Genomic DNA, 24,362 nt, shown 5'->3' on the forward strand with positions numbered 1-24,362 from the left:
GAACACCTCCTACCTGCAACTTTGATCACGGCCAAAAGGGCGGCACTTGCGGGTAGGGTCCGCAGGCGGGATGAACGATGACCACGTCGATTTGCTTTCGATAACCTCATCGCCCGGCCGCACAACGGAGGATTTCCAACACCATGTACACACGACCGAAAACAGTTTTCGGTATGGGTTCCGCTCTCGGCGTGCTCATTGCCGGCACCGGGCTCCTCGGCGGCTCGCCGGCCTGGGCCGCGGCGCCGACCTTCGACACCCCGGCCGCCCAGGTGGGCTACGGCACCGTGACCCTGACCGGCACCGCCACCGCGAACGCCACCGTCACGCTGCGGGAAGCCGCCTACAAGTGGGGCAAGGACGCCACCAGCGGGTCCGAGCTGTCACCGGCCACCCAGTACGAGGACGACATGCCCACCACCGTCACCGCCAACAGCAGCGGCCGGTGGACCATCCGACGGACCATGGACTCCGGTTTCGTGTGGGCCGTCGAATCCGGCGGCGAGTACTCGCGCGTCGTGAAGGCCCCGCTCAAGGTCGGCGCGACCTTCACCGTCACGTCCACCGGCGCCGGCAGCATCAGCTACAACGTGCACACCAGCCCCGACCAGCCGTACTTCCCGGTCCGGGTGGAACGGCAGAGCGGCAGCACCTGGGTCGAGGTCGCCTCCGGCGTCACCGACGGCCCCGCCGGCGAAGGCGGCGCCACCCCGCCCAACGACGACGGCGACACCAACGCCGAATTCCAGGGCGCCGCCACCGGACAGCCCGGCGGCCAGCAGACATACCGGGCGGTCATCGCAGAGACCGGCAACGCGGCGTACGCCTCCGCCGAGAACCTGATCACCAGCAACACGTACACCCAGAGCGTCAACGTCGGCGGCTCCGGTGGCGGCACCACACCGCCGACCACCACACCCACCACCCCGACCACGCCGCCCACCACCCCGACGACGCCCCCGTCCACACCCGTGGCCGGCTCCGTCCAGTTCACCCGGATCGCGTACAACGCCCCCGGCGTGGACAACCGCACCAACAAGAGCATCAACGGCGAGTACGCCAAACTCACCAACCGCAGCCGCAAGTCCGTCAACCTCAAGGGCTGGACCGTCCGCGACGCCGCCGGCAACCTCTACCGGTTCACCGGCACCTACACCCTCGGCGCCGGCAAGAGCGTGATCGTCCGTACCGGCAAGGGCACCAACACCACCGCCACCCGCTACTGGGGCAAGAGCTACCACGTGTGGAACAACAGCGGCGACACGGCGACCCTGCGCACCGACACCGGCAAGTACATCGACAGCTGCAAGTGGACCAAGGCCGGCAAGGGCTACACCACCTGCTGAACCCGCACCCGCTCCGGGGGGCCGTTTTGGCGCCCCGGAGCCCGTGCGCTAGGGTTTAACTACCGACGCGGGGTGGAGCAGCTCGGTAGCTCGCTGGGCTCATAACCCAGAGGTCGCAGGTTCAAATCCTGTCCCCGCTACGAGTGCAGGGGGCCTCTGTCCGCGGGAAGCGCGGACCGGGGCCCTCTTCGCATGTCTACCGGGGGGCCGAGCCCCCCGGACCCCCGCGTTACGGCTGGCGGCGGGTGGCTGCGTGGTCGAGGCCAACGCACACGGCCCCCAGAACCCGCGCTACAACCGGCCACGAGCGGCAACCCGGCCGAGGCCAACCCACACGGCCCCCAGAACCCGCGCTACAACCGGCCACGAGCGGCAACCCGGCCGAAGCCAACCCACACGGCCCCCAGAACCCGCGCTACAACCGGCCACGAGCGGCAACCCGGCCGAAGCCAACCCACACGGCCCCCAGAACCCGCGCTACAACCGGCCACGAGCGGCAACCCGGCCGAAGCCAACCCACACGGCCCCCAGAACCCGCGCTACAACCGGCCACGAGCGGCAACCCGGCCGAAGCCAACCCACACGGCCCCCAGAACCAGCGCTACAACCGGCCACGAGCCGCGGCGTGGTCGAGGTCGCTCTGCCACGTGGCCTGGTGGCGCCTTGTGAGCGCATGGTTTTACTTGGCTCGTCTTGGATCACGCGAGTCGCGGCTGCTGGTCCGACACCGGCTGGTCGTCAGCCCTGTATCCGGGCCTCCGATACAGGGCTACCACCAGCCGGGTGAAACCTGACCCGAAGGCAGCGCTGCAGCGCAAGCCGGATACGGCGCTGCGCGCCGGCCGGTGGACCAGGAACAGGAACGGCAGGGCAGGGCGGGGCGAAATTGGGCTGCGCAGACGACGCGAGGGCACTGCTGGCTGGTTGCGGTTCCCGCGGCGCGCACGGCGGTGCAGGCCGGCGCCCGAACCCCAGCGGGATCCGCGTCGGCGGGAACCTGCTGGTTCGACACTGGCCAACCGTCAGGGCTGTGGTTGGGCCGCTGGTACAGCGCTCACCACCAACTGGACGGATCCCGCCAGAAGCCGGCGCTGTGTCGGCACGGTGGATACCGCGGTGGGTGCTGGGCGGCGGGGCTGGGGGCGGGACGAATGGGGCCGGTGAGGCGGGGTGGGGTGGGGCATGATGCAAGCCATGGATCAGCGATGGGGCGGGCTGGGGCGGGAGCTTCGGAAGCTCGGGATGTGGAGGCATCTTCCGGCGGAGCGGGCGGCGGAGGCGGAAGCGCTGGTTGCTGAAGGGGGGTATCCGCTTCGGCTGTCTGATGGGGCGCAAGGGGTCAACTGGTTCTTTGTGGATGGTGAGGAGATGGCGGAGGCCGGCGTTCCCCGGGAGCTGCGGGATCTGATGCCGGCTCTGGAGGCTCACGGTGTTGCGTTCCACGTCGACGAGCTCGCGTATCCGGCCGGTGGGGTCGAGGACGGGGACTATGTCGTCTCGATCAACGGGCGGCGCTGTGTCGTGTGGACAGCTGAGGACTGGCGCACCGACCAGGCCTGGACCGTGGCGGTCGTACGGCCGCTTGCTGTTCTGAATGATCTGCTGGCCGAGGCGAGGGCGACGCCGCGACTGTTCACGCTCTACGCCGGCATGAACGACGGCGTCGTGTGGCTTCTCGACCCGCGGATCGTCGACGCCGTCGCGGACAGCGGCCTGGTCGAGGAGCGCGAGATACCGGCCCTGGCGGTTCTGGGCTGAGGACGGCGCCGCCTCCGTGCCGGAGCACGGAGGCGGCGGGCAGGGTCAGCCCTTGATCGGGTGCAGGAAGACGATGATTCCGCGCTCCCTGCCGTACGGCACCGCTTTCAGCAGTTCCTCGAGATGCCTCGCCGGGATGCCCTCCGGGTACGCGATGCGCAGCACCCAGTTCTTCACCATCTCCGGCCGGATCGTCGGTGTGTGCGCGTGGTACCAGTTGTCCTGCACGAACCTGGTGGTGTCGAGTTTGTCGACGAGACGCAGACCCCTGTTCCCGTACGCCTTCGGGTCGTTGACGTAGCTCATCGCCCGCCAGTCGATGCTCTTGATGTCCGTGGCGATCTTGAGACTGTCGTGCCAGCTGTCGATGATCGGGTAGTCGTTGCGGAGGTTGCCGCCGAGCGCCGTCTCGACCTTGATCCGGTCTGCTTTCGTCTTCCACTCGCCCTGGCTGAGCCCGGCGACCGTCCGCAACAACTGGACCGGATCGCAGCCCACGTTGTGCACCAGCACCGGTACGCCGTCGTTGTCGACGAAGTACGTGTGCACACCCTCGACGCTCAGGTCGTAGGTGATCCGCGCGCCGGCGTGGTCCCGTACCGCCACGACGGTGACCGGGCCGGCTCCGTCGGTCTGCAGCCGGTCGCCCGCGACGAGATCGCCGGCCTCGACGAACAGATGACGGGTGACGCTGTAGAACGGATGGTTGCGGGTGCCGTCCACGGTCGAGCGCCGTCCTCCGGAGCCCTCCAGGGTCAGCTCGGTGAACTCGGTGTCGGTGGTGGTGACGTGCACGTCGGTGACCCGGTGCACCTCGGTCCCGCCGCCGGGCGCCGCGTTGCGCACCAGGTCGCCGACCCGGACGTTCTCGATCGGCCGCACCGTCCCGTCGGCCATCAGCACACCGGTGCCGGCCGTGAAACTGTGCGCCGTCCTGAAGCACGCGTTGATCTCGTTGAGGATGCCCCGAGAGCGCGCCGCGAGCGCCGCCTGCTGCAGTTTGAGGAAGGTCCGCGTGTTGATCGCGGACAGTTTGAGCATGCTGAGCGCCGCGTCGATGCCTTCGACGTTATAGGCGATCATCGCGACGCGCAGTTCCTTGACCGCCAGCGCGACGCCCTTGAGAGCGAACGGCAGGACCAGCTCCGCGGCGACGAACCCGCAGTCGATCCAGCTGCCGCCGTCGTCGCCGGGCGTCAGCTTCTTGTAGCACCCAATGAACTCGCCGAACAGGATTCCCGGCAGCGCCCGCAGCGTGGACTCCAGGAACTGCTGCTGCGAGATGTGGATCTTCGCCGGGGTGGTGATGTCGAACGGCTCGGTCATCAGCTCGTCCAGCTCAACCTGCGGGCCGCTGCCCGTGTTGATGCACTCGCCGGGCGTCGATCCCGGCGTGACACAGCTGGCGAGCAGATAGACGTAGTAGCCCTGCGACCGGTAGTTGCCGGTCACGTCGCAGCCGCCGGTTCCCACACAGTCACTCGTCGGCGTGAAGCTGTAACCGGTCTGGATCGTGACGATGTAGACGTTGTCCAACTCGGTGGCGATGGCGTCGGATCCGGCGCCGCCCAGGTCGCCCGGCTTCTGCGGACCGGACGCGAGCGCCCGGTCGATGGCGGTGAGCGCGGCCTGCGCGGCGTCGGCCGAGGCTTCGGCGTTGTTCGCCGCCTCCCGTGCCTCCGCCGCCGACTCCTCCGCGTCGTCGGCGTATTGGTCGGCCTGGTCCGCGTCGGCCGCGGCCTCGGTAGCCGCCCCGCGAGCCGCGACCGCGTCCCGTTCGCTGGCGTCGGCCGCGCTCTCGGCAGCCGACGCGTCAGCGTCCGCTGCCGCCGCCGAGTTGCGTGCCCGCTCGACAGCGGCCTGCGCCTTGGCGTCCATGTCGTCGATCCGGGCCGACGCCTGCTGGGTCGCTTTGGCGTCGGCGGAGGCCTGGGCCGCCGATCTGGTCGCGGCGGCCGCCGAGGCGGCGGCCTTCGACGCGGAGACGGCCGCGTCCGCCGCCGCCTGGGCGGCCAGCTTCGCGTCGCCCTGCGCACGGTTGGCCGCGTCCTGCGCGGCCGCGGCCATGGCCGCGGCGTTGGTGGCCTGTGCCGCGGCAATGTTGGCTTGCGCTTCGGCGATGCTCTTGGCGGCCTGGGAGCTGAGTACGGACAGACCCGCCGCCGAATCGGCGGAGGCCCACGGGCCGGCCATCGTGATGGCCTCGTCCGCCGGCGCCGCCACCCGGGCCGCCGCTGACGCGGTCTCCTGCGCGGCCTGTGCGGTCGCGACCGCCTGGCCGATCGCGACCGCACTGTCGGCTCGGGCCGCGTTCGCCTCGTTCTTCGCCTGGGCCGCGGCCGCCTTGGCCGCGGCTGCCGCCTGCTTCGCCTCCGCCGCGGTCTGCCGGGCCGCGGCGGCGAAGCTCGCCGACTCACGCGCGTTCATGATCGCGTCGGCGGCGAGGGCGTGCCCCTTCACCGAGGCGGCCCGGGTCTGCCCGGCTGCCGCCTCCGCCTTGCTCACGTCGGCGTGGGCACGGTCGGCGGCGGCACGCGCGACGGTAGCCGCGGTGCGAGCCCGGGCCGCGGCCCGTTCCGCGGCGATGGCGTCCCGGTTCGCGTTGTCGGCCGCGACCCCGGCAGCGTTCGCTGCGGCTCGCGCGACGCGGGCCTCCGCTTCGGCGGCGTCGGCGGCGCCCGTACCGGCCGCTGCTGCCGCCTTGGCGTCCGCGACCGCCGCCTCGGCCATCTTCCGGTCAAGGGTCCTGCGGGCAGCCTCCGCCTGCGACTGCGCGGCGGCGGCGTCCGACTCCGCCTGCTTCGCGGTCGCCTCGTCGCTGTCCGCCCGCGCCGCGGCGGCCATGGCCTCGCTCTTCTTCGCCGCCGCGACCGCGGCCTGTTCCTGGGCGGCCGCGTTGGCCGCCGCCGCCTTCTGCCGTTCGGCCTCCGCCGTGGCCCGTGCCTCGGCCGCGATCCGCTGCTGTTCGGCCGCGTCGGCGGCGGCCGCCTCGGCCCGGTCCAGAGCCGCCTTGGCCTGCGTCTCGACAGTGGCGATCTTCGCCTTGTCGGCGGCCACCTTGGCGGCGGCGTTCGCCGCGGCGGTCGCCTGCTGCTGCGCCTGCGTCGCCAGCCGAGCCGCGTGCGCGGCGCTGTCCTGTGCGGACTGACGCAGGTAGAGAGCCCTGGCGGCATGCGCCTGTGCGCCGGCGTTCGCCAGCAGCGTGGCCGAGTTGGCCAGGGTCGCGTTGGTCGCCGCCACCACGGTCTGCATGGCCGCCGCGGTGGCGTCGGTCGCGGCCACGGCGGCCTGGGCGATCTGCGCCGACTGCTGGGCGTAGGTCAAGCCACGTCCGGCCGGCAACCCACTCGCGGTGGCGATCGCGTACGCCCGGTCCCGCGCCGCCGTCGCCTTCGCGGCGGCGTCCTTCGCGGTCGCCGCCGTGTTCTTCGCGGCCTCGGCCAGACCCGCGACCCGCGCCTTGATCAGGTTGAGGTTCTTCGGGGCGGCCGTCATGTCCACGCCGGACCAGTCGGACGGGTACTTCGTCTTCTGATCCTGCGCCCACAGGATGCCGCGAGCCGTCCACGCGTACCCCAGACCGTCGTGCATCGTCTCGGCGCTGGCCTTCAGCGCTTCGAGCGCCTGCATCTCGGCGGCGAGAACGTCGGCACGGGACTGGCCCTGCGCGTTCAGCTCGGCCTGCCACTCCGCCCACGCGGTCTCCACCACGTCGAACAGAACCTCGGCCGGGTCGATCGGGTTGCTCGGGTCGCCCTGCGCCCAGCGGGTCTTGACCGCCTCCACCTCGACCCGGAATTCGGGGGTCCCGATCTCCGGCGCCACGGTCGGCCAGCCGTCGTACTGGATGAACCGGCGGACGTCATCGGCCGAGCCGTCGATCGACCGGTCCGCGTACATGTTCCAGCGCCAGGCGTTGGACGGGTCGGCGGCCGCCCGACGGTCGGCGATCTCGCGGACCTTGGCCTGCGAGGCCGCCTCGGCCTTCGGGATCGGCAGGTCGGCGTGGACCGCGTTCGCCGCGATCCAGAACGTCGAGTCCTCCGACATGAAGTCGGTGACATCGGTGTCGTAGTCCGGCGTCGAGCCGTACCCCGACATCAGATAACCGCGGAAGAACTCCGACCGGCCTCGTTCTCGCTGCTCGCGAGCCTGATCGGCGACCTGGGCGGCGGCCACGTCCTGCCCCAGCGGGCCGCTCTCGTTCAGATACCAGTCGGCCAGCCAGCTCTGGTCGGTCCAGTCGTACCAGGCCATGTCGAGCGCGGTGTCCGGCCCGGCCAGCGTCTGCGCGGCCGCGTCACGGACGTAGCTGCCTCCGGCATGCAACACCAGAGCGAGTCGCGCCCGATTGGTCCGGACCCGTTCGGCCTGCTGCAGCCCGGCAAGCCGTTCCCGCCCGGTTCGCGGCGGGATGACCGATGGCGTGGCGACGGCAGGACCGATGAGGGTACGGACGAAATGCGGCGCGTTCCACACCTGCGCGCCGGTGTTGTTGCAGGTGTAGATCTGCAGCTGGGTGCCGTTGGCGGTGCTGGAGTTGGGGTCGTCGACACAGCGGCCGGAGTTCGGGTTGAGCAGCCTCGGCCGGCCGCTGGTGTCCCAGCTCACCACCCACTGCTGGTCCAGAGTGGCGGCACACTTCGCGATGACCGTGAGGGTCCCGTTCGCGGTCGCCGTCTCCCCGCCGTTGAGCCCGAGGCAGAGTCCACCAGCGGTGAGCGTCCCGTCGGTGTTCAGCGACCACGGCAGCACCGGGCCGCCGTTGTGGCCGGCGCCGCACGCCCCGAGCACGACCGCCGTGCCGGTCGCCGGCGTCGCCGTCGTGGCGGCCGGGATCGCGCACTTGTTCAGCAGCGTGCCGGTGATCGGGCCGGTCGGGGCCGGCGGCCGGGTCGGCGGGATGAACCGCTGCGCGTCGGAGCCGTTGCAGGTGTAGATCCAGAGCGCGACGTTGTCCGCCGTCGACGAGCTCGGCGTGTCCACGCACCGGTTGGCGGTCTCGTTGGCCAGCTCGATGCTGCCGGTCCGGTTGTACCGGAAGATCCAGCTCTGGCTGTCCCAGCCGTCCTGGCAGTCGTACATCTGGACCGGGCGGCCGCTGTCCGTCTCGGTCGTCAGGTCGGTCTCGACGGTGAAAGCGGTGCCGATCCCGGTCCGGGCGGTGACCAGGCCGGTGGCGGTGACGGCGGCGTGCAGCCCGCCCGCGCCGGCGGCGAGCGAGTCGCCGAAGCCGGGAGCGGTGCCGCCGATGGAGATCTCCTTCGTCCAGCCGCCCGCGCTCACGCCCTTCTTCGCGTACACGTAGCTGTCCGAGCCGACCATTACCTGGGTGCCGTCCGAGCCGACCGCGATCGCGGTGTCGAAGCTCGGGTCGGTGGCGGTGATGGTGCTTTCCTTGACCCAGCCGTTCAGGCCGATGCCGGTCTTGGCGTAGACGTATCCGTCGCTGCCGACCAGCATCTGCACGCCGCCGTTGGTGGCGATCGCCTTCGCCCCGGGAGCCAGCTCCTTCACCCAGCCGGTGGAGTCGCCGATGCTCGACCGCGCGTAGACCGCGCCGTCGCTGCCGATCATCATCTGCGTGCCGTCGGAGCCGACGTCGATCGCCTTCGCGCCGGGACCGCTCTCGGCCACCCAGCCGGCCGAGTCGCCGATGCCCCGGCGGGCGTAGACCGTGCCATCGCTGCCCAGGTACATCTGGACGCCACCGTTGGTCGCGACGTCCCGCGCCGACGAGCCGCCCTCGTACACCCAGCCGGCGGCGCCGATGGTGTTCCGGGCGTAGACCCCACCCTTGGCGATCATCTGCGTGCCGTCCGAACCGACCGCGATCTCGTGGACGTTGTAGTCGTGCTCCTTGGTCCAGCCGCCCAGCCCGACACCGTTCTTGGCGTACACCTGACCCGACTCGGTCAGGAGCATCTGCACCGTGCCGCCGATCGCGATGGACCGCGCCGCGCCGCCGTTGGTGCTGGTGATGGTGAGGCACTTGGTGGGACTGGCCGCGGCCCGCAGCGTCCCGTCGTCCCACAGAGTCGCGGTCCGCGAATAGGTCCAGTTCTGGCCGGCCGCCCCACTGCAGGCCGACGACACGACCGGCGCGCCGTTGGCGGTGTTGCCGTTCATGTCATCGAGGCACTTGCCGAGCCCGTTGTTACGCACCACCCCCGTCGACTGCACGTTGAGGTCGGAGATCTGCGAGGCCCCGGTGTTGCCGAGGTTCCAGTCGACAGCGGCCTGAGCAGGCGGAACAGACAGGAGCGACAGCGCGAGCCCGGCCACCACACCCATCACGCCGGCCCTCGCCGGCCCGCGATTCTTCACACGAGAACGCCCTGAGCGCACACGAAATGACATGACCCCCACCCCCGTATTGGCCACGCGGATCACCTCGCACGCGGCCGGCTAGATCATGTGCCGAGACGCTAGACCCCTGAGAATCCACTGTGCAATAGATGAGCGTCGAAAAGTTACCGCCGAGTTTCGTTCTCCCTACATCACCGGCCGCCCCAGCCTCCCGCCCCAGGTCAGCACCGTCCAAGATCACAAAAGGAGGCAGCCCACTAACCGCCGCCGAAAAGCACATCAATTCAAAACAAAGACAAACAGCAAAACTCTCAGAAAGCCCCGCAGACGCCCCCGACCACAACAAGCAGCCGAGGCAGGCACGGCCGCAGGCAACGGGGAACGGGCCGCCCGCCGGCCCGCAAGATGCACGCGCGGCAGGCGACAGCCACGCGCGGCAGGCACTGCCGGCCATGCCAGGCGCCGCGGCAGCCAGGACAACAGACACGCCAGTCCGCACAAACGGCGGCCGGGGCAGCAGGCGCGGCCCGAAGGCGGCAGCTGAACAGGAACCACTGGCCCCCACACGACGGGCGAGCGGCCGCCAAGGGCTAGGAATCACGGACGAAGACGAAGACGAAGACGAAGACGAAACCAGGGCGAACGCCACGCCCAAGAAGCGCAAGAAGACGCGAGGACGAAGAGACCGACCCGAACGCAAAGGCGAAGCAACCCGGTCGAACACGCCGCCGACGAAACCCGGCCGAACGCGGGGACGACGAAACCCGGCCGAGCGCGAGGACGACGAAACCCGGCCGAAGCCGAAGGCAAGAGAGCCCGCTGGACGCGGAGCGAAGAACCCACCGAGGGCAAAACGAAAACCAGCCAAGGCCAGCAAACAACAGCGGCTGGAAGCCCGGCCGGAGGCAAAAGCGAGACGGTACGACCGAGCGCGCGAGCAAGAGGCCAGTTGAACGCAAACACAAACAGCGAGACCGGCGACACGACCAAAACCCCAGCCAACGCGAAGGCTCGCGCGATGGCGCATGACAGAGGCATGGACCAGACGCAACGGCGACACAGGCGAAGCTTCGGACCGAAGCGCGCCACGAGCGCCGACCCGAAGGGCCAGACGCGCAACCAAACCCACGCAGCCACTCACAACGCAAGCCGCCGCTAACCAAAACCACCCAGCCACCCGCCGCCAGCCCCAACGCGGGTCCGGGGTCAGGGGTAGGGGTCCGGGGTAACCAAGACCACGCAGCCACCACCCGCCGCCAGCCGTAACGCGGGGATCCGGGGTAACCAAGACACGCTGCCACCCGCCGCCAGCCGTAACGCGGGGATCCGGGGTAACCAAGACACGCTGCCACCCGCCGCCAGCCGTAACGCGGGGGTCCGGGGGGCTCGGCCCCCCGGTAGACATGCGAAGAGGGCCCCGGTCCGCGCTTCCCGCGGACAGAGGCCCCCTGCACTCGTAGCGGGGACAGGATTTGAACCTGCGACCTCTGGGTTATGAGCCCAGCGAGCTACCGAGCTGCTCCACCCCGCGTCGGTCCTTTAACCCTAGCGCACCCCCTCCGGGGGCCGCAAAACGGCCCCCGGAGACGATGGTCACCCGCTCGGGGTGGGTGTCGGGCTGGTGCTGGCGCCGGCGGGTGTGGCGCCGGCTTTCTGGATGGTCTGGAACTGGTTGATCGCGTCGTCGAGGGCCTTGGTGGCCTCGCCGATCTTGATCCAGTCGTTGGCGCGCTGGGCGGCCTTGAGGTCCTCGATCGCCTTGTCGACGGCGGCGGCCGCCGCTGCCAGGTCGGCGGGGACCTGGACGGGCGGAGTGGACGGCGACACGCTGGTGCTGGGTGACGGCGAGGCCCCGGGGGTGCTCGGCGTGGTGGGGGTGCTCGGGGTGCCGGACGGCGGTGGCGCGTTCTTGCCGAGGGCGGCGAGTGCCTCCAGACCCTTGGTGAGATTGTCCTCGAGGACGACGTAGGTACCGCCGTCACCGTAGGACATCAGCACCTTCTGCAGCAGCGGCGCCGCGTTGGCCTGGCTGCTCTTCACGTAGACGGGCTCGACGTACAGGATGTCGCTGCCCAGTGGCAGTGAGATCAGGTTGCCGAAGAGGACCGAGGCCTGGCCGCCGCGGTTGAGCAGTGTCAGCTGGTTGGCGATGTTCTCCTTGTTGACCATCAGCTGATGCACCTGAACCGGGCCGGGGGCGATGGTGTTGTCACGCAACTGGAGTATCTCCAGCCTCGGCTCGCCGTTGACGTACGAGCCGGAGACCAGAGCCGCCATGTTCTCCCGTTTGAGCGGGGTGACGCCGGCGGTCAGCTGGAATCGCGGCTCGCTCTGCTCGGGCAGCTTGACGTTGAGGTAGAACGGCGGCTGATACCCGCTCTGCGGCGCGTCCGGCGCGTTCGGCACCTGCCAGAAGTCCTCGCCGGAGAAGAAGACCCGCGAGTCCTCGACGTGGAACTTGGTGAGCAGGTTGCGCTGCACCTTGAACAGGTCGGCCGGGTAGCGGAAGTGCTCGGCGAGCGCCTGGGGGATCTGCGCCTTCGGCTTGATCAGGTCGCCGCCGAAGGCCTTGTTCCACGCCTTGAGGATCGGGTCCTTGTCGTCGAACTCGTACAGGGTGACGGTGCCGTCGTACGCGTCGACGGTCGCCTTGACCGAGTTCCGCATGTAGTTGACGTCATCTCGGGCCAGCGCGAACGACCCGGTGCCGGTGAGCCGGTCCTCGGTCTCGGTGGCCAGGTTGATCTTCTGAGCGTACGGGTACGTCTTCGCGGTCGTGTAACCGTCGAGGATCCACACGATGCGCCCGTCGACGACGGCCGGGTACGGGTCGCCGTCGATGGTGAGGAACGGGGCCACCTTCTCGACGCGCTCCCGGGGCTGACGGATGTACATCAGTTTGGAGTTGTCGTTGACCGCGCCGGAGAGCACGAAGTTGCTCTCGGTGTTCTTGATCGCGAAGATCATCCGGCGGAAGAACGAGCCGATCTCGACTCCGCCCTTGCCCGAGTAGGTGTAGTACTCCTCACCGGAGTTGGTGCTCTGCCCCCGCGGACGGTCGAACTCGACGTTGTTGCCTCCGTCGGCCTGGCCGACGATCGCGTACTCGGTGGATTTCTCGCCGTAGTAGATCCGCGGCTGTTTGGCTTCCAGCTCCTGGGTCGGCGTGATGCACTTGTTGACGTTCTCCCCGGCGCCCTCGCTGCCGAGCAGACCGGAGGCGAACAGCGGCAGACCGGTGTCGCACTTCTGGTTGGCCGGCGCCGCGACCAGACCGTAGCCGTGGGTGTAGACGGTGTGCCGGTTGAGCCAGTTGCTCTGCTGCGCGGTCAGCTTCTCGTCGTCGATCTCACGGGCGCCGACCACGTAGTCCTGGGTCTTGCCGGCGATCGTGTAGCGGTCGACGTCGAGTTTCTCGCCGAAGTCGTAGAAACCGCGGGACTGCTGCGACACGGTGAACGCCTGCGAGACCAGCTGCGGGTCGATCACCCGGACGTTCTGCGCGCTGGGGTCGGCGGCCAGGTCCGCCGGTGGCCGGCCGTCGCCGGTGGGGTACTCCGAGACCGCGGTGTCCTCCAGCCCGAACGCCGTCCGGGTGGCTTGGATGGATTTCGTTATGTACTCCGCCTCCTTGTCGTAGAGGCTCGGCTTGACCTGGAAATTCTGCACGGCCAGCGGGTAGATGCCGCCGATCGCGACCGCGGAGATCGCCAGCAGGGCCAGCGAGACGCCGGGCCAGACGAGATTACGCATCACGGCGTTGGAGAAGACGATGATCGCGATCGCCACGACCACCGAGATGTAGGCGAGGATCTCCTTGGCCGGCAGCAACGCGTTCACATCGGTGTAGCCGGCGCCGTACAGCCCCGGGGACACGTGCTGCTCCAGCAGGAGCGCGCGCCGGTCCAGCACATACGCCACGGCCTTGAGCAGCACGAACACCGCGACCAGCGAGGTCAGGTGAGCGCGGGCCGCGGCGGTCATCCGGTCACCGACGCCCTGCAGGCGCACGCCGCCGAAGATGTAGTGGACCGCGAGCGAGCCGATCACCGACAGCACCACGGCGGTGAAGCCGAGACCGAGCACGTAGCGCCACAGCGGGTACTCGAAGATGTAGAAGGAGATGTCCACGTGGAACTGGGGATCGGTCTCCCCGAAGGAGCCGCCGTTGCGGAACAGCATCCAGTCGCCCCACCGGCTCTGCGCGGAGAGTCCCGCGAAGAATCCGATGATGATGCCGGCGACGGCGATCCAGGTGCCCAGACGGGGCGCCAGGATCATGCGGTAGCGCTCCAGCGTGGCCTGTTCCGCTGAATGTGGGCGCAGCAGCGGGCGCAGACGGTAGGCAAGGTAGAGGTTGCCGGCGACGATCGCCGTCATCGCCGCGCCGACCACCAGGAACAGCACGAGCCGGGTGATCAGCACCCCGGAGAAGACCTGGGTCTTCTGCAACTCGTCGAACCACAGATAGTCGGTGTACGCGTCGATTCCCCAACCGAGCAGCGTGAAAAGAATGAATACCCCGACCAGGACGCCGACGGTCACGCGACCGCGCCGGCTCATCCTCGGTAGAGGACTGTTACGCATGACCAACGTTGGCTCCACACTTCGTCTGGCCGGTGTTTCACCTTACGATGTCGCATCCAGCTTCTATACGCGGCAGAACTGTCTCGTCACTACCGGCGTGTGCGTTCACGATGCCGAGCACGGCTTCGGGTCGTTTCCGGCGGTGAAGGTCTTGAGCGCGGTGAGCGCGTCGTCCACCGTGGCCACCTCGGCCATGGTGAGGCCGGGCCGGGCGTTGCGCAGCGCCTCCGCGCAGTTCTCCTTGGGGACCAGGAAGAGCACGGCCCCGGCTTTCTCGGCGCCGGCCAGCTTCTGCGGGATGCCACCGATCGGGCCGACCTTGCCGTCGTCGTCGATCGTGCCCGTACCCGCGATGATCTTGCCGCCGGTGAGGTCCTCGGGACGTATCTTGTCGATGATGCCGAGGGTGAACATCAGGCCCGCGCTGGGGCCGCCGATCTTGTCCAGGTCGATCTCGATGCCCAGCGGATCGGTCTGCCGGGACCCCAGCTCGATGCCGACCCGCGGCTTGCCGTCCTCGGCGTCGGCCTTCGAGGTGATCCGCGCGGTCCCGGCCTTGCCGGCCCGCTCGTAGTCGATCGTCAGCGCGGACCCGGCCGGTTTGGCCTGGATCAGCGTGGAGACCTGGCCGCTCTCGGTGATCGCGGTCCCGTCGATCTTGGTGATGACGTCCTCGGCCTGCAGCACACCGTCCGCCGCGCCACCAGTGGTGACCTTCCCCACGTACACCTGCTCGGGGTAGCCCAGCTCGCGCAGCGCGACCCGCTCGGCGCTGGTCTGCGACTCTTTCCACTCCTGGGCGTTCTGCTCCTGGACCTGCTGCTCGCTGCGGTCCGGTGGGTAGATCAGCTCCCGCGGGACCACCGCGTCGGAGTCGCTGAGCCAGCCACGGATCGCCCACACCAGCTCGACCTGGGACTGCACGTTGACGGTGGTGAGGCGCAGCTGGCCCGCGGACTTCGACGTCTGGCCCTTGGCGACCTGGATGACGTCGTGCCCGTCCGACGAGCCGAGGGTGTCGACGGTCGGCCCGGGCTTGAGCACCACGTAGGGCATCGGTGCGACCATCACACCGGCAGCCAGCAGAGCGGTGATCAGGGCGCCGAGGATGACGGTGACACCACGACGTCTCATGCGCGTGAGCGTACCCACCCTGTCTGAGTTCTCTCTGAGCTGATACCTCCCTCAGTCCGCTGCGGGCTTTTCGCGCGTACCGTTGGGGACGTGCCTGATATCCCGTTCGGCTTCTCCCTGCCGGGCGCGCAGCCGCCCGACCCCTCCGACCCGCAGCAGATGCAGCAGTTCATGGCGCAGCTGCAGCAGATGTTCGCCGCGCCCGGCAGTGGCCCGGTCAACTGGGACCTGGCCCGTCAGGTCGCCGCCAGCCAGCTCTCGGCGGCCGGTGACCCCGCGGTGAACATGCTGGAGCGCCACCAGGTCGAGGAGGCTCTGCGCCTCGCCGACCTCTGGCTCGATCCGGTGTGCGCGCTCCCCAGCGGCATCCACAAGTCCGTCGCGTGGAACCGCAACGAGTGGATCTACAACACTCTCGACGTCTGGAAGAAACTGTGCGAGCCGATCGCCGGCCGCATGGTGGGGGCCATGGGCGACCTGGTGCCCGAGGAGGCCCGGCTCCAGCTCGGCCCGATGCAGTCGATGGTCGCCACCCTCGGCGGGGCGCTCTTCGGCGGTCAGCTCGGGCAGGCGTTCGGCCAGCTCGCCGCCGAGGTCCTCTCGGCCGGCGACATCGGGCTCCCGCTGGGCCCGGCCGGCACCGCCGCGCTCGTTCCGGCCAACATCAAGGCGTACGGTTCGGGCCTCGAGCTCCCCGAGGACCAGGTCCGGCTGTATGTGGCGCTGCGCGAGGCCGCCCACCAGCGGCTCTTCGGGCACGTCCCGTGGCTGCGCGCGCATGTGCTGAGCGCCGTCGAGACCTACGCGAGCGGCATCACGGTCAATCGGGAGGCGATCGAGGAGGCGATGAGCCGCGTCGACCCGACCGATCCGGAGTCGATGCAGGCCATGGCGCTCGAGGGCATCTTCACTCCCGAGGACACCCCGCAGCAGAAAGCGGGCCTGGCCCGGCTGGAGACCGCGCTCGCGCTGGTCGAGGGCTGGGTGGGCCAGGTGGTCGACGCCGCGGCCGGCGACCGGCTGCCGTCGGTGGTGCCGCTCGGTGAGGCGTTCCGCCGTCGCCGGGCCGCCGGTGGCCCGGCCGAGCAGACCTTCGCGGCCCTGGTGGGCCTGGAGCTGCGGCCGCGTCGCCTGCGCGAGGCCGGCGCCCTGTGGACCGCCGTCACCGAGCACCGCGGCATCCCCGGCCGGGACGCTCTCTGGGACCACCCGGACCTGCTGCCCACCGATGAGGACTTCGCCGACCCGGAGGCGTTCGCCCGCACCCGGTCCGACTGGGACATCAGCGAGCTGGACAACCTGGGCGAGGGCCCGAAAGAGGACTGACCGGCACGATCAGCCGCCGAGGAGGGCCCGGGTGTTGTCCCAGCCCTCCAGGGCGGGGTCGAGCCCGGCCAGGTCGGCCGGGCCGCGCAGCCGCCGCCACGGCGGGGTCGAGGTGACGTCGCCGGGCGCCGGCGCCGTCCTGCGCAGCGACTGCGCGGAGGCGGTGTCCAGGTCGTGGTCGGCCAGCCAGTCCGGCGCGGGGAGACCGGCGGCGACACCGAAGAGGCCCCCGGCGGGGCCTGCGGGGGCCACTGCCACGGCCTTGGCGTCCAGGGGCCGCAGGAGCTTTCCCAAGGTCATTCCGGGTACGTCCGGAGCGTCCCCGGCGATCACGGCGGCCTGGTCGAAGCCGTCCGCGGCGGCCGCGGCGAAAATCGGCAGCACCGTCGGGGCGTCGATCTCGTAGATCCGCATGCCCGGCCAGGCGATCTCCTCGGCCAGCGCCCGGTCGTCCGGGGTGGCGGCGATAGCGGCCTCGGCCTGCGCCAGCCGGGCCAGCAGGTCGACCACGTCCTCGGCCATCGCGGCCCGCCAGGCCCGCAGGTCGACGCCGGGTGGGCTCCACGGCACCGGGACCAGCATCGTCACCACTACACGCCGCGTCACAGCGTCACCCTACTCAGCGTGCTCGCGGGTGGGTGCTCACGGCGTACCCCCGCGATCGCCGAAGGCGCCGGATCATCGGTGACCGGGTCGCGGGGCGCTCGCCGCGCCTGATCTTATTCGGCCATCACCAGGGTGCCGGCGGCCGAGACACCCTCCAGGTAGCCGCGGGCCCGCTCGGCCTTGGGGAAGCGGTTGACAAGGTCCCAGAAGCGGGTGTTGTGGCTGGGCACGATGAGGTGCGCCAGCTCGTGCAGGAGCACGTAGTCGATGACCCAATCGGGCATCTCCTGGATGCGGTGCGAGATCCGGATCGTCGCGTCGTCGGGAGTGCAGGAGCCCCAGCGCCCGTTCTGGTTCGTCACCCAGCGCACACTCGCCGGGACCGCCCGGTCGGCGTGATCGGCCAGGTACCGGTTGATCAGGCGGCGGGCGCGGGCCAGCAGCTCGGCGTCGGTGCACCGTAGCCGCTCCTCGCGAGCTTCCAGGCGGGCGAGCATGCGCTCGACCCACTCCGTCTCCTCCGCACGGGAGAAGCGGTCCGGGATGAGCACCACGACTCGCTCGCCGTCGCGATAGGCGGACACCGTCCGTCGCCGACGCTGGCTGCGCCGCACTTCCACGACAGGCTTGCGCACGCGGGCCATTACCGGCTCGCGCGGCCCAGATTCGGGTTCACATTGAGACGCTAATCCGCCGCACCCCGGTTACCGCAAGAGTACGGACAATGACGGTCGCGGTATATGAGCACTTCGCCCGCATATACCCGAAAAAAATTTCCCCACCGGCAACATCGGTGACACCCGTCAACCTAGACCATCGTCGACTCAGACGCCCAACCGACATTTCTGTCCGTTTTATGCCTTTACGATGGGAATCGTCGGCGTGTCCCGGCAAAACTGGCCAAAAAGGGTACGCAGGACCGGCACACTCACGTCGTCGGCGACACCGCCGACGCTGCGCTGACATGGAACCGGCCTGACCTGGGTAAGTGACCGCCCCGGACGGGTGGCCACATCCGCGTGGCAGGTTCGCGCCCGCCGCCGCAACAGGGCACCGGGCCGGGCGGCCGACGAAACGACGAGGAGGAACCGTGGCCGACAACACATACAACGGCTACTGCGTGAAGTGCAAGGAGAAGCGCGACTTCCAGGGCGAGGTGGCGGTCTCCAAGACCGGCATGAACATGGCCAAGGGCAAGTGCCCGGTCTGCGGCACCACGATGAACCGCATCCTGGGCAAGGCCAAGGCGTGAACGAGATCCGGGGAGGACAGCCGGAGACGGCCGCCCTCCCCGGCAGGCTCCACCCGTAACCGTGGTCACTCAGACACGTTGAGTCAAGTGAGCCACACGAGCACCTGTGGATAACTCGCGCAAAGCTGTGGACAACCCTCGCCAGGGCAGTGAGGGCCTGTGGATAACATCATCGCTCCGCAGCTTTGCGATGACACCCTGTCACTCATGACCAGGACACCCCTGCCCCGGCCCATCCTCATCCCGGGGCTCCCCCGATTCTGGCGCGGCCCCGGCGAGCTGCAGCTCGGCCTCGACCCCGAGCACGGCGTGGTCCTGCAGCTGCCCGATCCACGCGCCGCCGGGGTGCTCGACCTGCTCGACGGCCGGCACTCCGAGCGGCTCGTCCTGGCCCGAGCGGCCGACCTGGGCGTGCCCGCCGCCGAGACGCTCGCCCTCCTGGACCTGCTCCACGCGGCGGGGCTCGTGCTGCCCTCCCCCGCGCTGCTGCCCCCGGCGCTGTCCGCCGCCACCCGGCACCGGCTGACCTGCGAGGCGGCGGCGCTCGCCCTCGGCTCGGCCGGCCCCCGCGCCCGGCGCGCCGACGGGTCCACACCGGCTCGCGTGCTGCGGCGCCGCCGGTCGGCCCGGGTGGTGGTCAGCGGTCGCGGGCGGCTCGGCGCCACCGTCGCGGTGGCGCTGGCCGAGGCGGGTGTCGGTCACGTGCATCCGGAGCTGTCCGGCGTGGTCGGGGCGGCCGAGATCACCGGTTCCCCGCTCCGGCCGGAGGACGTCGGCACGCCGAGACGGGTCGCCGTGGAGACCGCGATCCAGCGGGCCGCTCCCGGCACGGGCGTGCACCCGATTCGGCGTACCCCCGCGTCCCTGGTCGTGCAACTCGCCCACGACGAGCCGCCCGCCCTCCTCGCCGCCGGATTCGCCGCGCGGCGTCAGCCTCATCTGGCGATCGCGATCCGCGACGGCGCGGCCGTGATCGGCCCTCTCGTGCCGGCCACCGGCGGCCCCTGCCTGCACTGCGTCGACCTGCACCGACGCGAGCGAGACGGCGGCTGGAGCGGGTCCCGGGCGGCCGCGGCGGGCGGCGCCGAGCCGTGCACCGTGGCCACCCTGCTGGCCGCCACCGCCTACGCGACCGGGGAGGTCCTCACGTTTCTGGACGGCGGCGCCCCGGAGACTCTCGGCGCAGCCGTGGAGATCTCCACTCCCGGCCGTTTCCGTCGTCGCACCTGGGCCGCACACCCCGCCTGCGCGTGCCAGCAGCGTCGGCGGAGGCCAACCTTCACCGGACCTTCACCGCATAACCACCAAACCACCTTGCGACGGGCCGGGTAAGGGGGAGCCGTCGGTCACAATGATCTGGTGACGGACATACCGCGCCGCGCCGCGTCCCGGACAGCAAAGCTCGCCGCCCTTCCCCTCGGTTTCGCCGGGAGAGCCGCGCTGGGCCTCGGCAAGCGGGCCGTCGGCATCGCCTCCGACGTCATCTCCGCCGACATCCAGCAGCGGACCGCCGAGCAACTCTTCAGCGTGCTGGGGCAGCTCAAGGGCGGGGCGATGAAATTCGGTCAGGCCCTGTCGGTCTTCGAGGCGGCCCTCCCCGACGAGATGGCCGGGCCGTATCGGCAGGCCCTGACCAAGCTGCAGGAAGCGGCGCCGCCGATGCCGGTGGCCAACGTGCACAAGGCGCTGACCGAGCAGCTCGGGCCGGACTGGCGGGACCTGTTCGCCGAGTTCGACGACAGCCCGGCCGCCGCCGCCAGCATCGGCCAGGTGCACCGGGCGGTCTGGAAACTGCCACCGGCCCGGCGCAACGCGAAACCGAAACTGCTGCCGGTCGCCGTCAAGGTGCAGTATCCGGGCGCCGGCGACGCCCTGGTCGCCGATCTGAAACAGCTCTCCCGGCTGGCCGGGATGTTCAAGATCATTCAGCCCGGCATGGACATGAAACCGCTGATCGCCGAGCTTCGTGACCGGATCGTCGAGGAGCTCGACTACGAGATGGAGGCGGAGACGCAGCGCACGTTCGCGGCCGCCTTCCAGGACGATCCGGAGATCTTCGTGCCGCGTGTGGTGGCGTCCGCACCGCAGATCCTGGTGACCGAGTGGGTCGACGGCACCCCGCTGTCCGCGGTCATCGCCGACGGCACCCAGGCCGAGCGGGACGAGGCCGGCCGGCTGATGGCGATCCTGCATTTCTCCGCGCCCAGCCGGGCCGGGCTGCTGCACGCCGACCCGCACCCCGGCAACTTCCGGATCCTGCCGGACGGCCGCCTCGGCGTGATCGACTTCGGCGCCGTCGCCCGCCTCCCGGAGGGCCACCCCGAGCCGATCGGCCGCCTGGTCCGGCTCGCCCTGGACGGCGAGGCGCAGGCGGTCGTCGACGGCCTGCGCGAGGAGGGTTTCGTCAAGGCGACCGACGACATCGACGCCCAGGCGCTGCTCGACTTCCTCCTCCCGATGATCGAGCCGGTCGCCGTCGACCGGTTCCGCTTCACCCGCAGCTGGATCCGCAACGAGGCGGCCCGGCTGGCCAATCCGCGCGGGCCGGCGTACGCGTTGAGCCGCAAACTCAACCTGCCACCGTCCTACCTGCTGATCCACCGTGTGACGCTGGGCTCGATCGGTGTCCTCAGTCAACTGGAGGCGGAGGCCGCTTATCGCGAGATCTTGGAGAAGTGGTTGCCGGGCTTCGCTCCCGTCCCCTGACGCAAATCCGCTCGAGTGAACGTGCTCGACCTTCTCGGTGTACGCACCGATGAGGAGCGAGCCGGCCCACGCGAGCGAGGGACATGCCATAGGGACTGCCGACGGGAGACTCGTCGCTGACTGCGTGAAGCTCTGGCAGGCGGGCGAGTATCAGCTCAAACCCCTGGCGGCACGGTACGGCGCCGTCGTCACTGAGATCCTGCGGGCCGAGCCGGGGCTCTCCGCTCTCGGACGGGACCCGATGCTCGGTGGCCCCTACGGTCCGTTCCATGCCGCCTGGCAGGCGCTGACTGACGAGGCGATCAGGGTTCTCCGCACCACCTCAGAGAATCTCAGCGCCACGGCTGACGTCCTGATCCTCGCATCGGAGTTGTATGCCGGCGCCGACCGTGACAACGCCGTGGCCTTCGAGGCCGAGCGCGGCCGGATCGAGGATGCGAAGAACGGGGCGGGTCCTCGATGAGTTACGAGGAGCTGCAACAGCACGCGGCCCGCATAGAGGAGCTGGCGGCCACGGAGTCCTTGAAGAAATTCGGGACACGATTCGTCAGCGGGCGGGCCATTCCCGGTGGGGAACACGTCGATCATCTACTGAACAACGCCCGAGCGAAGTATGCCGGCACCGCCGCCATGTTCAACCCTTCCTCTACCTGCCGGACATTCCCACTCTGGGCGCGATGTACGAGCGGTGGTTCATCGCAGCGGAGATGATCGCGACCGGATCCGCCGGTAGCACGACCGATCCGGTGCACGGCCGGATCGTCCGGGTCAGTCCTGAGATGAACAAGATGGAGCGCGTCTCTCAGGCCATGGAGACGTGGCAGGGAAATGCCGCTGAGCTGTTCAAAGACACCGGCGTCGAGCCCTGGCCCGCCGTCACGGCGAACCAGTTCAGCATTCTGTCGATCATGGCTGGCGCCATCGCGGCGGAGAAGGCGCTCTGGGACGAATGCCGCCGCAACGTCGATGACATCGCGCACCACCCCATCGATGCCCTCGAAACCGTGAACGAGTGCACCTCGAATGAACAGACGTTCTATCTGACTGTCGTAGCCTCGGTCTTCGCGGTGGGCGCGGCAGCGGCGTCACTGTCGGCGGGCGGTGCCGGCGCCGCACTGGCACTGACTTTCGCCGGGTCCACCGCGGCCGCAGCCGGTGATGTTCCCAAAGAGGATCCACCCGAGATGCACGCGATGATCGGAGGCGGCTCGCTGTTCGTGTCAGCGCGTCCCACCCTGGTCGATGTGAGCCGGGCGAGCCTCACCACGAAGCTCGGGCTGGGTGAGCACACGTGAGTCTCGGTGAGCGGCTGCAGGCCATGCGGGTACAGGTCAGCACACCGAACCATGAGATGAGCGCCGCGTTGCACGGCCGCGACGGCATCGCGTTGAGCTTCGCACCCGGATGGTACGAGCAGTGCCGGGACACCGATCTCGAACGCGGACTCCGGTCCTTGGCGAAGCTGCTCTGGGTCGCTCGCACGCGTGAGTATTGGCGGATCCTCAGCCGACACAGCGGACGGCCGATCACGGCGGAGAGCCCGGCTATCAGTCCTCGGGACATCACCTACCGCGAGAATCGGGACGGGCTGGTCGCGACCGCCTCCACCCCGGACGGTCGGATCGTATTCTCCGTCGAAGGAATGCGCAGCTGGACCGTGTTGATCCGCCCAGGAACCGTCCACACGCTGAGCGAGCACGAGTTCATCGCGGCTGTCGAACGGACCGTCTCAGAACTGATCCAGGACCAGTACCGGAAGATCGCCCAGTTGAAGGACTCCATCTACGGCTGACAGGAGCTCGGCGACATGCATCGCAAGCAGTGGTGGGCGGCGGCCACGGCCGCAGTCCTCGCCATCGCGGCCGGGACGGTGGTCTATCGATCCCGGCTGACGAACTCCCCGGACGGAACGACCGGCTGCCGCCTGCTGTCCCCACCGTCGTCGCAGTCGGCCGAGCCGACCTCCGGGATCCGGATCATCGAGGCGGGACACACTGTGGTCGGCTCCAACGACCCCAAGGTCAGCATGGGCGTTGTCCTGCGTAACGAGACTGAGCGGGTCGCTTACCGGACCCTGGTGACCTTCGACGCACTCGATGCCGCCGGCCGTACCGTCATCGCTGACGACGACCAGCCGCTCCGAACCCAGGTGATCCCGCTGATCGGCCCCGGCGCCACCGTTGCCGTCGGTAACGCCAACCTGCTCCGGCCCGGGACCGAGAGCACCATCGACTCCCTCGCCGTCACCCTCCGGGGCGCGAGCTGGCTGAGCCGCGGCGACGGTTCCACCGGGCTGGGCCGCGTCACCGCCACGATGACGAAAGGCTCGGGCCGGCGAACGATCGACGGCCAGGGTGAGGTGTCGTTCAGCGCCGACTCCGAGAACTGCGCTGATCTGAAGTCACGCGGGGTGTCCCTGGTGTTCCGGGACAGCAGCGATCGGGTGATCGGCGGCAGCCTGGACAACTCGCCGCCACTCGACGTCTGCGCGACCGGGCATCACGACGGCCAGCGAGCTGCGATGACGCAGACCGACATCCCCGCCGAGGCGGATCTCGACCGCACGCTGGTCACCATTCACTGCGACTTCGACCTGCCGAGGCCGGTATTGAGCTCCGGCGCACCCTACAACTAGGACAACGGGAACGGCCCGTCCGCATCGGCGGACGGGCCGTTTCTCATCGTTGACGGTTGTCAGAGTCCGGCGCCGAGCTCACGGGACGTCCGGCTGCGGGCGTCCATCGTGATGCGGCGGGCGGAGCGGTAAGCCTCAGGTGCACGGTCACGCTGAGGCCGAGGCATTCGGGCCCTCGACAACGCTTCTTGGATGAGTCTCATCTTGGTGTCTCCGTTCGAAGTCATCTCGGTTCTCGGCTTTCGGATCTCGATCTCGGTCACGGGGAGGGTGGTCATCTCATGCAGCCAGTCGAACCGAGCTGCGAGTGTCGAGACCGTTGGCGGCGAGGCGCTCCTCCACCTCGACAGCCAGCTCGGCGTCGCGAGCGACGTCGGCCTTACGCGGACGGCCACGGGGCCGCTTGCGCGGGACGACAGCGCCACGCTCGAAGATCTCGCCACCCCAGACACCCCAGGGCTCCGCACGGTCGACCGCACCGGCCAGGCACTCGGCGCGCAGCGGGCAGTCCCCGCAGAGCGACTTGGCCAGCTCCAGCTGGGCCGGGGAGTCGGAGAACCACATGTCCGGGTCGAACTTCCGACAGGGCAGGTTTGCCTCGAGGTCGACGGTCATGTCGATCGGGGCCAGCGCCAGACTCATAAAGCCCGGTCACCTCTCTCTTCTTCTCGATCTTCTGGATCGCGTTTCCAGGTCCTACAAC

The 24,362-nt window shown here is 69.6% G+C and carries 16 protein-coding genes and 2 tRNA genes; 11 read left to right on the forward strand and 7 right to left on the reverse strand.

Translation table 11 applies throughout. The features are described 5' to 3' along the window. The first annotated feature begins 173 nt into the window (after positions 1-173). The 3 genes from BM290_RS29415 (at position 174) to BM290_RS29425 (ending at position 3,104) form a co-directional block, all read left to right on the forward strand. Positions 174-1,346: a lamin tail domain-containing protein gene (locus BM290_RS29415; protein ID WP_239143751.1), complete on the forward strand. Its 1,173-nt coding sequence runs from the start codon at positions 174-176 to the stop codon at positions 1,344-1,346. Positions 1,347-1,412: 66 nt separating this feature from the next. Next, positions 1,413-1,486: transfer RNA gene (locus BM290_RS29420), tRNA-Met, on the forward strand. 1,054 nt (positions 1,487-2,540) lie between these two features. After that, a complete protein-coding gene (locus BM290_RS29425) occupies positions 2,541-3,104 on the forward strand; it encodes a hypothetical protein (RefSeq protein WP_093619354.1) in 564 nt (187 codons plus the stop codon). A 45-nt stretch (positions 3,105-3,149) separates the two neighbouring features. On the opposite strand, the gene BM290_RS29430 is transcribed toward BM290_RS29425, so the two are convergent. The 4 genes from BM290_RS29430 to BM290_RS29445 all read right to left on the reverse strand — a co-directional run bounded on the left by BM290_RS29430 (position 3,150) and on the right by BM290_RS29445 (position 15,134). Then, on the reverse strand, positions 3,150-9,431 hold the full coding sequence (locus BM290_RS29430; protein WP_177319949.1) for a ricin-type beta-trefoil lectin domain protein: 6,282 nt from the start codon (positions 9,429-9,431) through the stop codon (positions 3,150-3,152). A 1,439-nt stretch (positions 9,432-10,870) separates the two neighbouring features. Then, a tRNA-Met gene (locus tag BM290_RS29435) sits at positions 10,871-10,944 on the reverse strand. Between the two features lie 62 nt (positions 10,945-11,006). Next, positions 11,007-13,976, reverse strand: a complete 2,970-nt coding sequence (locus tag BM290_RS29440; RefSeq protein ID WP_093619157.1) for a UPF0182 family membrane protein — start codon at positions 13,974-13,976, stop codon at positions 11,007-11,009. Positions 13,977-14,105: 129 nt separating this feature from the next. After that, entirely contained in the window at positions 14,106-15,134 is a 1,029-nt protein-coding gene (locus tag BM290_RS29445) for a YlbL family protein (RefSeq protein ID WP_093619158.1), read from the reverse strand. 90 nt (positions 15,135-15,224) lie between these two features. Between BM290_RS29445 and BM290_RS29450 the strand changes: the two genes are divergently transcribed. After that, positions 15,225-16,460 (forward strand): zinc-dependent metalloprotease, encoded by a 1,236-nt coding sequence (locus BM290_RS29450; protein WP_093619159.1) that lies wholly within the window; start codon positions 15,225-15,227, stop codon positions 16,458-16,460. 9 nt (positions 16,461-16,469) lie between these two features. Here BM290_RS29450 and BM290_RS29455 read toward each other — a convergent pair whose 3' ends face one another. Continuing rightward, the gene (locus BM290_RS29455; RefSeq protein WP_093619160.1) at positions 16,470-17,066 is read right to left on the reverse strand and encodes a hypothetical protein; all 597 of its coding nucleotides are present in this window, start codon (positions 17,064-17,066) and stop codon (positions 16,470-16,472) included. 113 nt (positions 17,067-17,179) lie between these two features. Continuing rightward, positions 17,180-17,710 (reverse strand): M48 metallopeptidase family protein, encoded by a 531-nt coding sequence (locus tag BM290_RS29460; protein WP_093619161.1) that lies wholly within the window; start codon positions 17,708-17,710, stop codon positions 17,180-17,182. A 446-nt stretch (positions 17,711-18,156) separates the two neighbouring features. On the opposite strand from BM290_RS29460, the gene BM290_RS48660 reads away from it, so the two are divergent. The 7 genes from BM290_RS48660 (at position 18,157) to BM290_RS29490 (ending at position 23,659) form a co-directional block, all read left to right on the forward strand. Further along, positions 18,157-18,318, forward strand: a complete 162-nt coding sequence (locus BM290_RS48660; RefSeq protein ID WP_170153756.1) for a DUF5679 domain-containing protein — start codon at positions 18,157-18,159, stop codon at positions 18,316-18,318. A gap of 207 nt (positions 18,319-18,525) precedes the next feature. Beyond that, the gene (locus tag BM290_RS29465; protein WP_093619162.1) at positions 18,526-19,650 is read left to right on the forward strand and encodes a hypothetical protein; all 1,125 of its coding nucleotides are present in this window, start codon (positions 18,526-18,528) and stop codon (positions 19,648-19,650) included. A gap of 27 nt (positions 19,651-19,677) precedes the next feature. Beyond that, positions 19,678-21,024, forward strand: a complete 1,347-nt coding sequence (locus tag BM290_RS29470; protein WP_093619163.1) for an ABC1 kinase family protein — start codon at positions 19,678-19,680, stop codon at positions 21,022-21,024. A gap of 124 nt (positions 21,025-21,148) precedes the next feature. Next, on the forward strand, positions 21,149-21,487 hold the full coding sequence (locus BM290_RS29475; RefSeq protein WP_093619164.1) for a hypothetical protein: 339 nt from the start codon (positions 21,149-21,151) through the stop codon (positions 21,485-21,487). A gap of 214 nt (positions 21,488-21,701) precedes the next feature. After that, positions 21,702-22,319 (forward strand): hypothetical protein, encoded by a 618-nt coding sequence (locus tag BM290_RS29480; RefSeq protein WP_093619165.1) that lies wholly within the window; start codon positions 21,702-21,704, stop codon positions 22,317-22,319. Beyond that, the gene (locus tag BM290_RS29485; RefSeq protein ID WP_093619166.1) at positions 22,316-22,816 is read left to right on the forward strand and encodes a hypothetical protein; all 501 of its coding nucleotides are present in this window, start codon (positions 22,316-22,318) and stop codon (positions 22,814-22,816) included. Before BM290_RS29480 ends, BM290_RS29485 begins: the two co-directional genes overlap by 4 nt. Positions 22,817-22,831: 15 nt before the next feature. Continuing rightward, a complete protein-coding gene (locus tag BM290_RS29490) occupies positions 22,832-23,659 on the forward strand; it encodes a hypothetical protein (RefSeq protein WP_093619167.1) in 828 nt (275 codons plus the stop codon). Positions 23,660-23,938: 279 nt separating this feature from the next. Here BM290_RS29490 and BM290_RS29500 read toward each other — a convergent pair whose 3' ends face one another. Continuing rightward, complete coding sequence (locus BM290_RS29500; RefSeq protein WP_093619169.1) at positions 23,939-24,301, reverse strand: WhiB family transcriptional regulator; 363 nt, start codon at positions 24,299-24,301, stop codon at positions 23,939-23,941. Between the last annotated feature and the right edge of the window lie 61 nt (positions 24,302-24,362).

It is taken from the genome of Actinoplanes philippinensis (genome assembly GCF_900113015.1).
GTDB lineage: Bacteria > Actinomycetota > Actinomycetes > Mycobacteriales > Micromonosporaceae > Actinoplanes > Actinoplanes philippinensis.

Excerpts from the sequence above, each read along its gene's own strand:
- BM290_RS29415 (WP_239143751.1), top strand. The coding sequence starts at position 174 with ATGGGTTCCGCTCTCGGCGTGCTCATTGCCGGCACCGGGCTCCTCGGC.
- BM290_RS29425 (WP_093619354.1), top strand. The coding sequence starts at position 2,541 with ATGGATCAGCGATGGGGCGGGCTGGGGCGGGAGCTTCGGAAGCTCGGG.
- BM290_RS29440 (WP_093619157.1), bottom strand. The coding sequence starts at position 13,976 with ATGAGCCGGCGCGGTCGCGTGACCGTCGGCGTCCTGGTCGGGGTATTC.
- BM290_RS29445 (WP_093619158.1), bottom strand. The coding sequence starts at position 15,134 with ATGAGACGTCGTGGTGTCACCGTCATCCTCGGCGCCCTGATCACCGCT.
- BM290_RS29460 (WP_093619161.1), bottom strand. The coding sequence starts at position 17,710 with ATGGCCCGCGTGCGCAAGCCTGTCGTGGAAGTGCGGCGCAGCCAGCGT.
- BM290_RS29465 (WP_093619162.1), top strand. The coding sequence starts at position 18,526 with ATGACCAGGACACCCCTGCCCCGGCCCATCCTCATCCCGGGGCTCCCC.
- BM290_RS29480 (WP_093619165.1), top strand. The coding sequence starts at position 21,702 with ATGTACGAGCGGTGGTTCATCGCAGCGGAGATGATCGCGACCGGATCC.
- BM290_RS29490 (WP_093619167.1), top strand. The coding sequence starts at position 22,832 with ATGCATCGCAAGCAGTGGTGGGCGGCGGCCACGGCCGCAGTCCTCGCC.
- BM290_RS29500 (WP_093619169.1), bottom strand. The coding sequence starts at position 24,301 with ATGAGTCTGGCGCTGGCCCCGATCGACATGACCGTCGACCTCGAGGCA.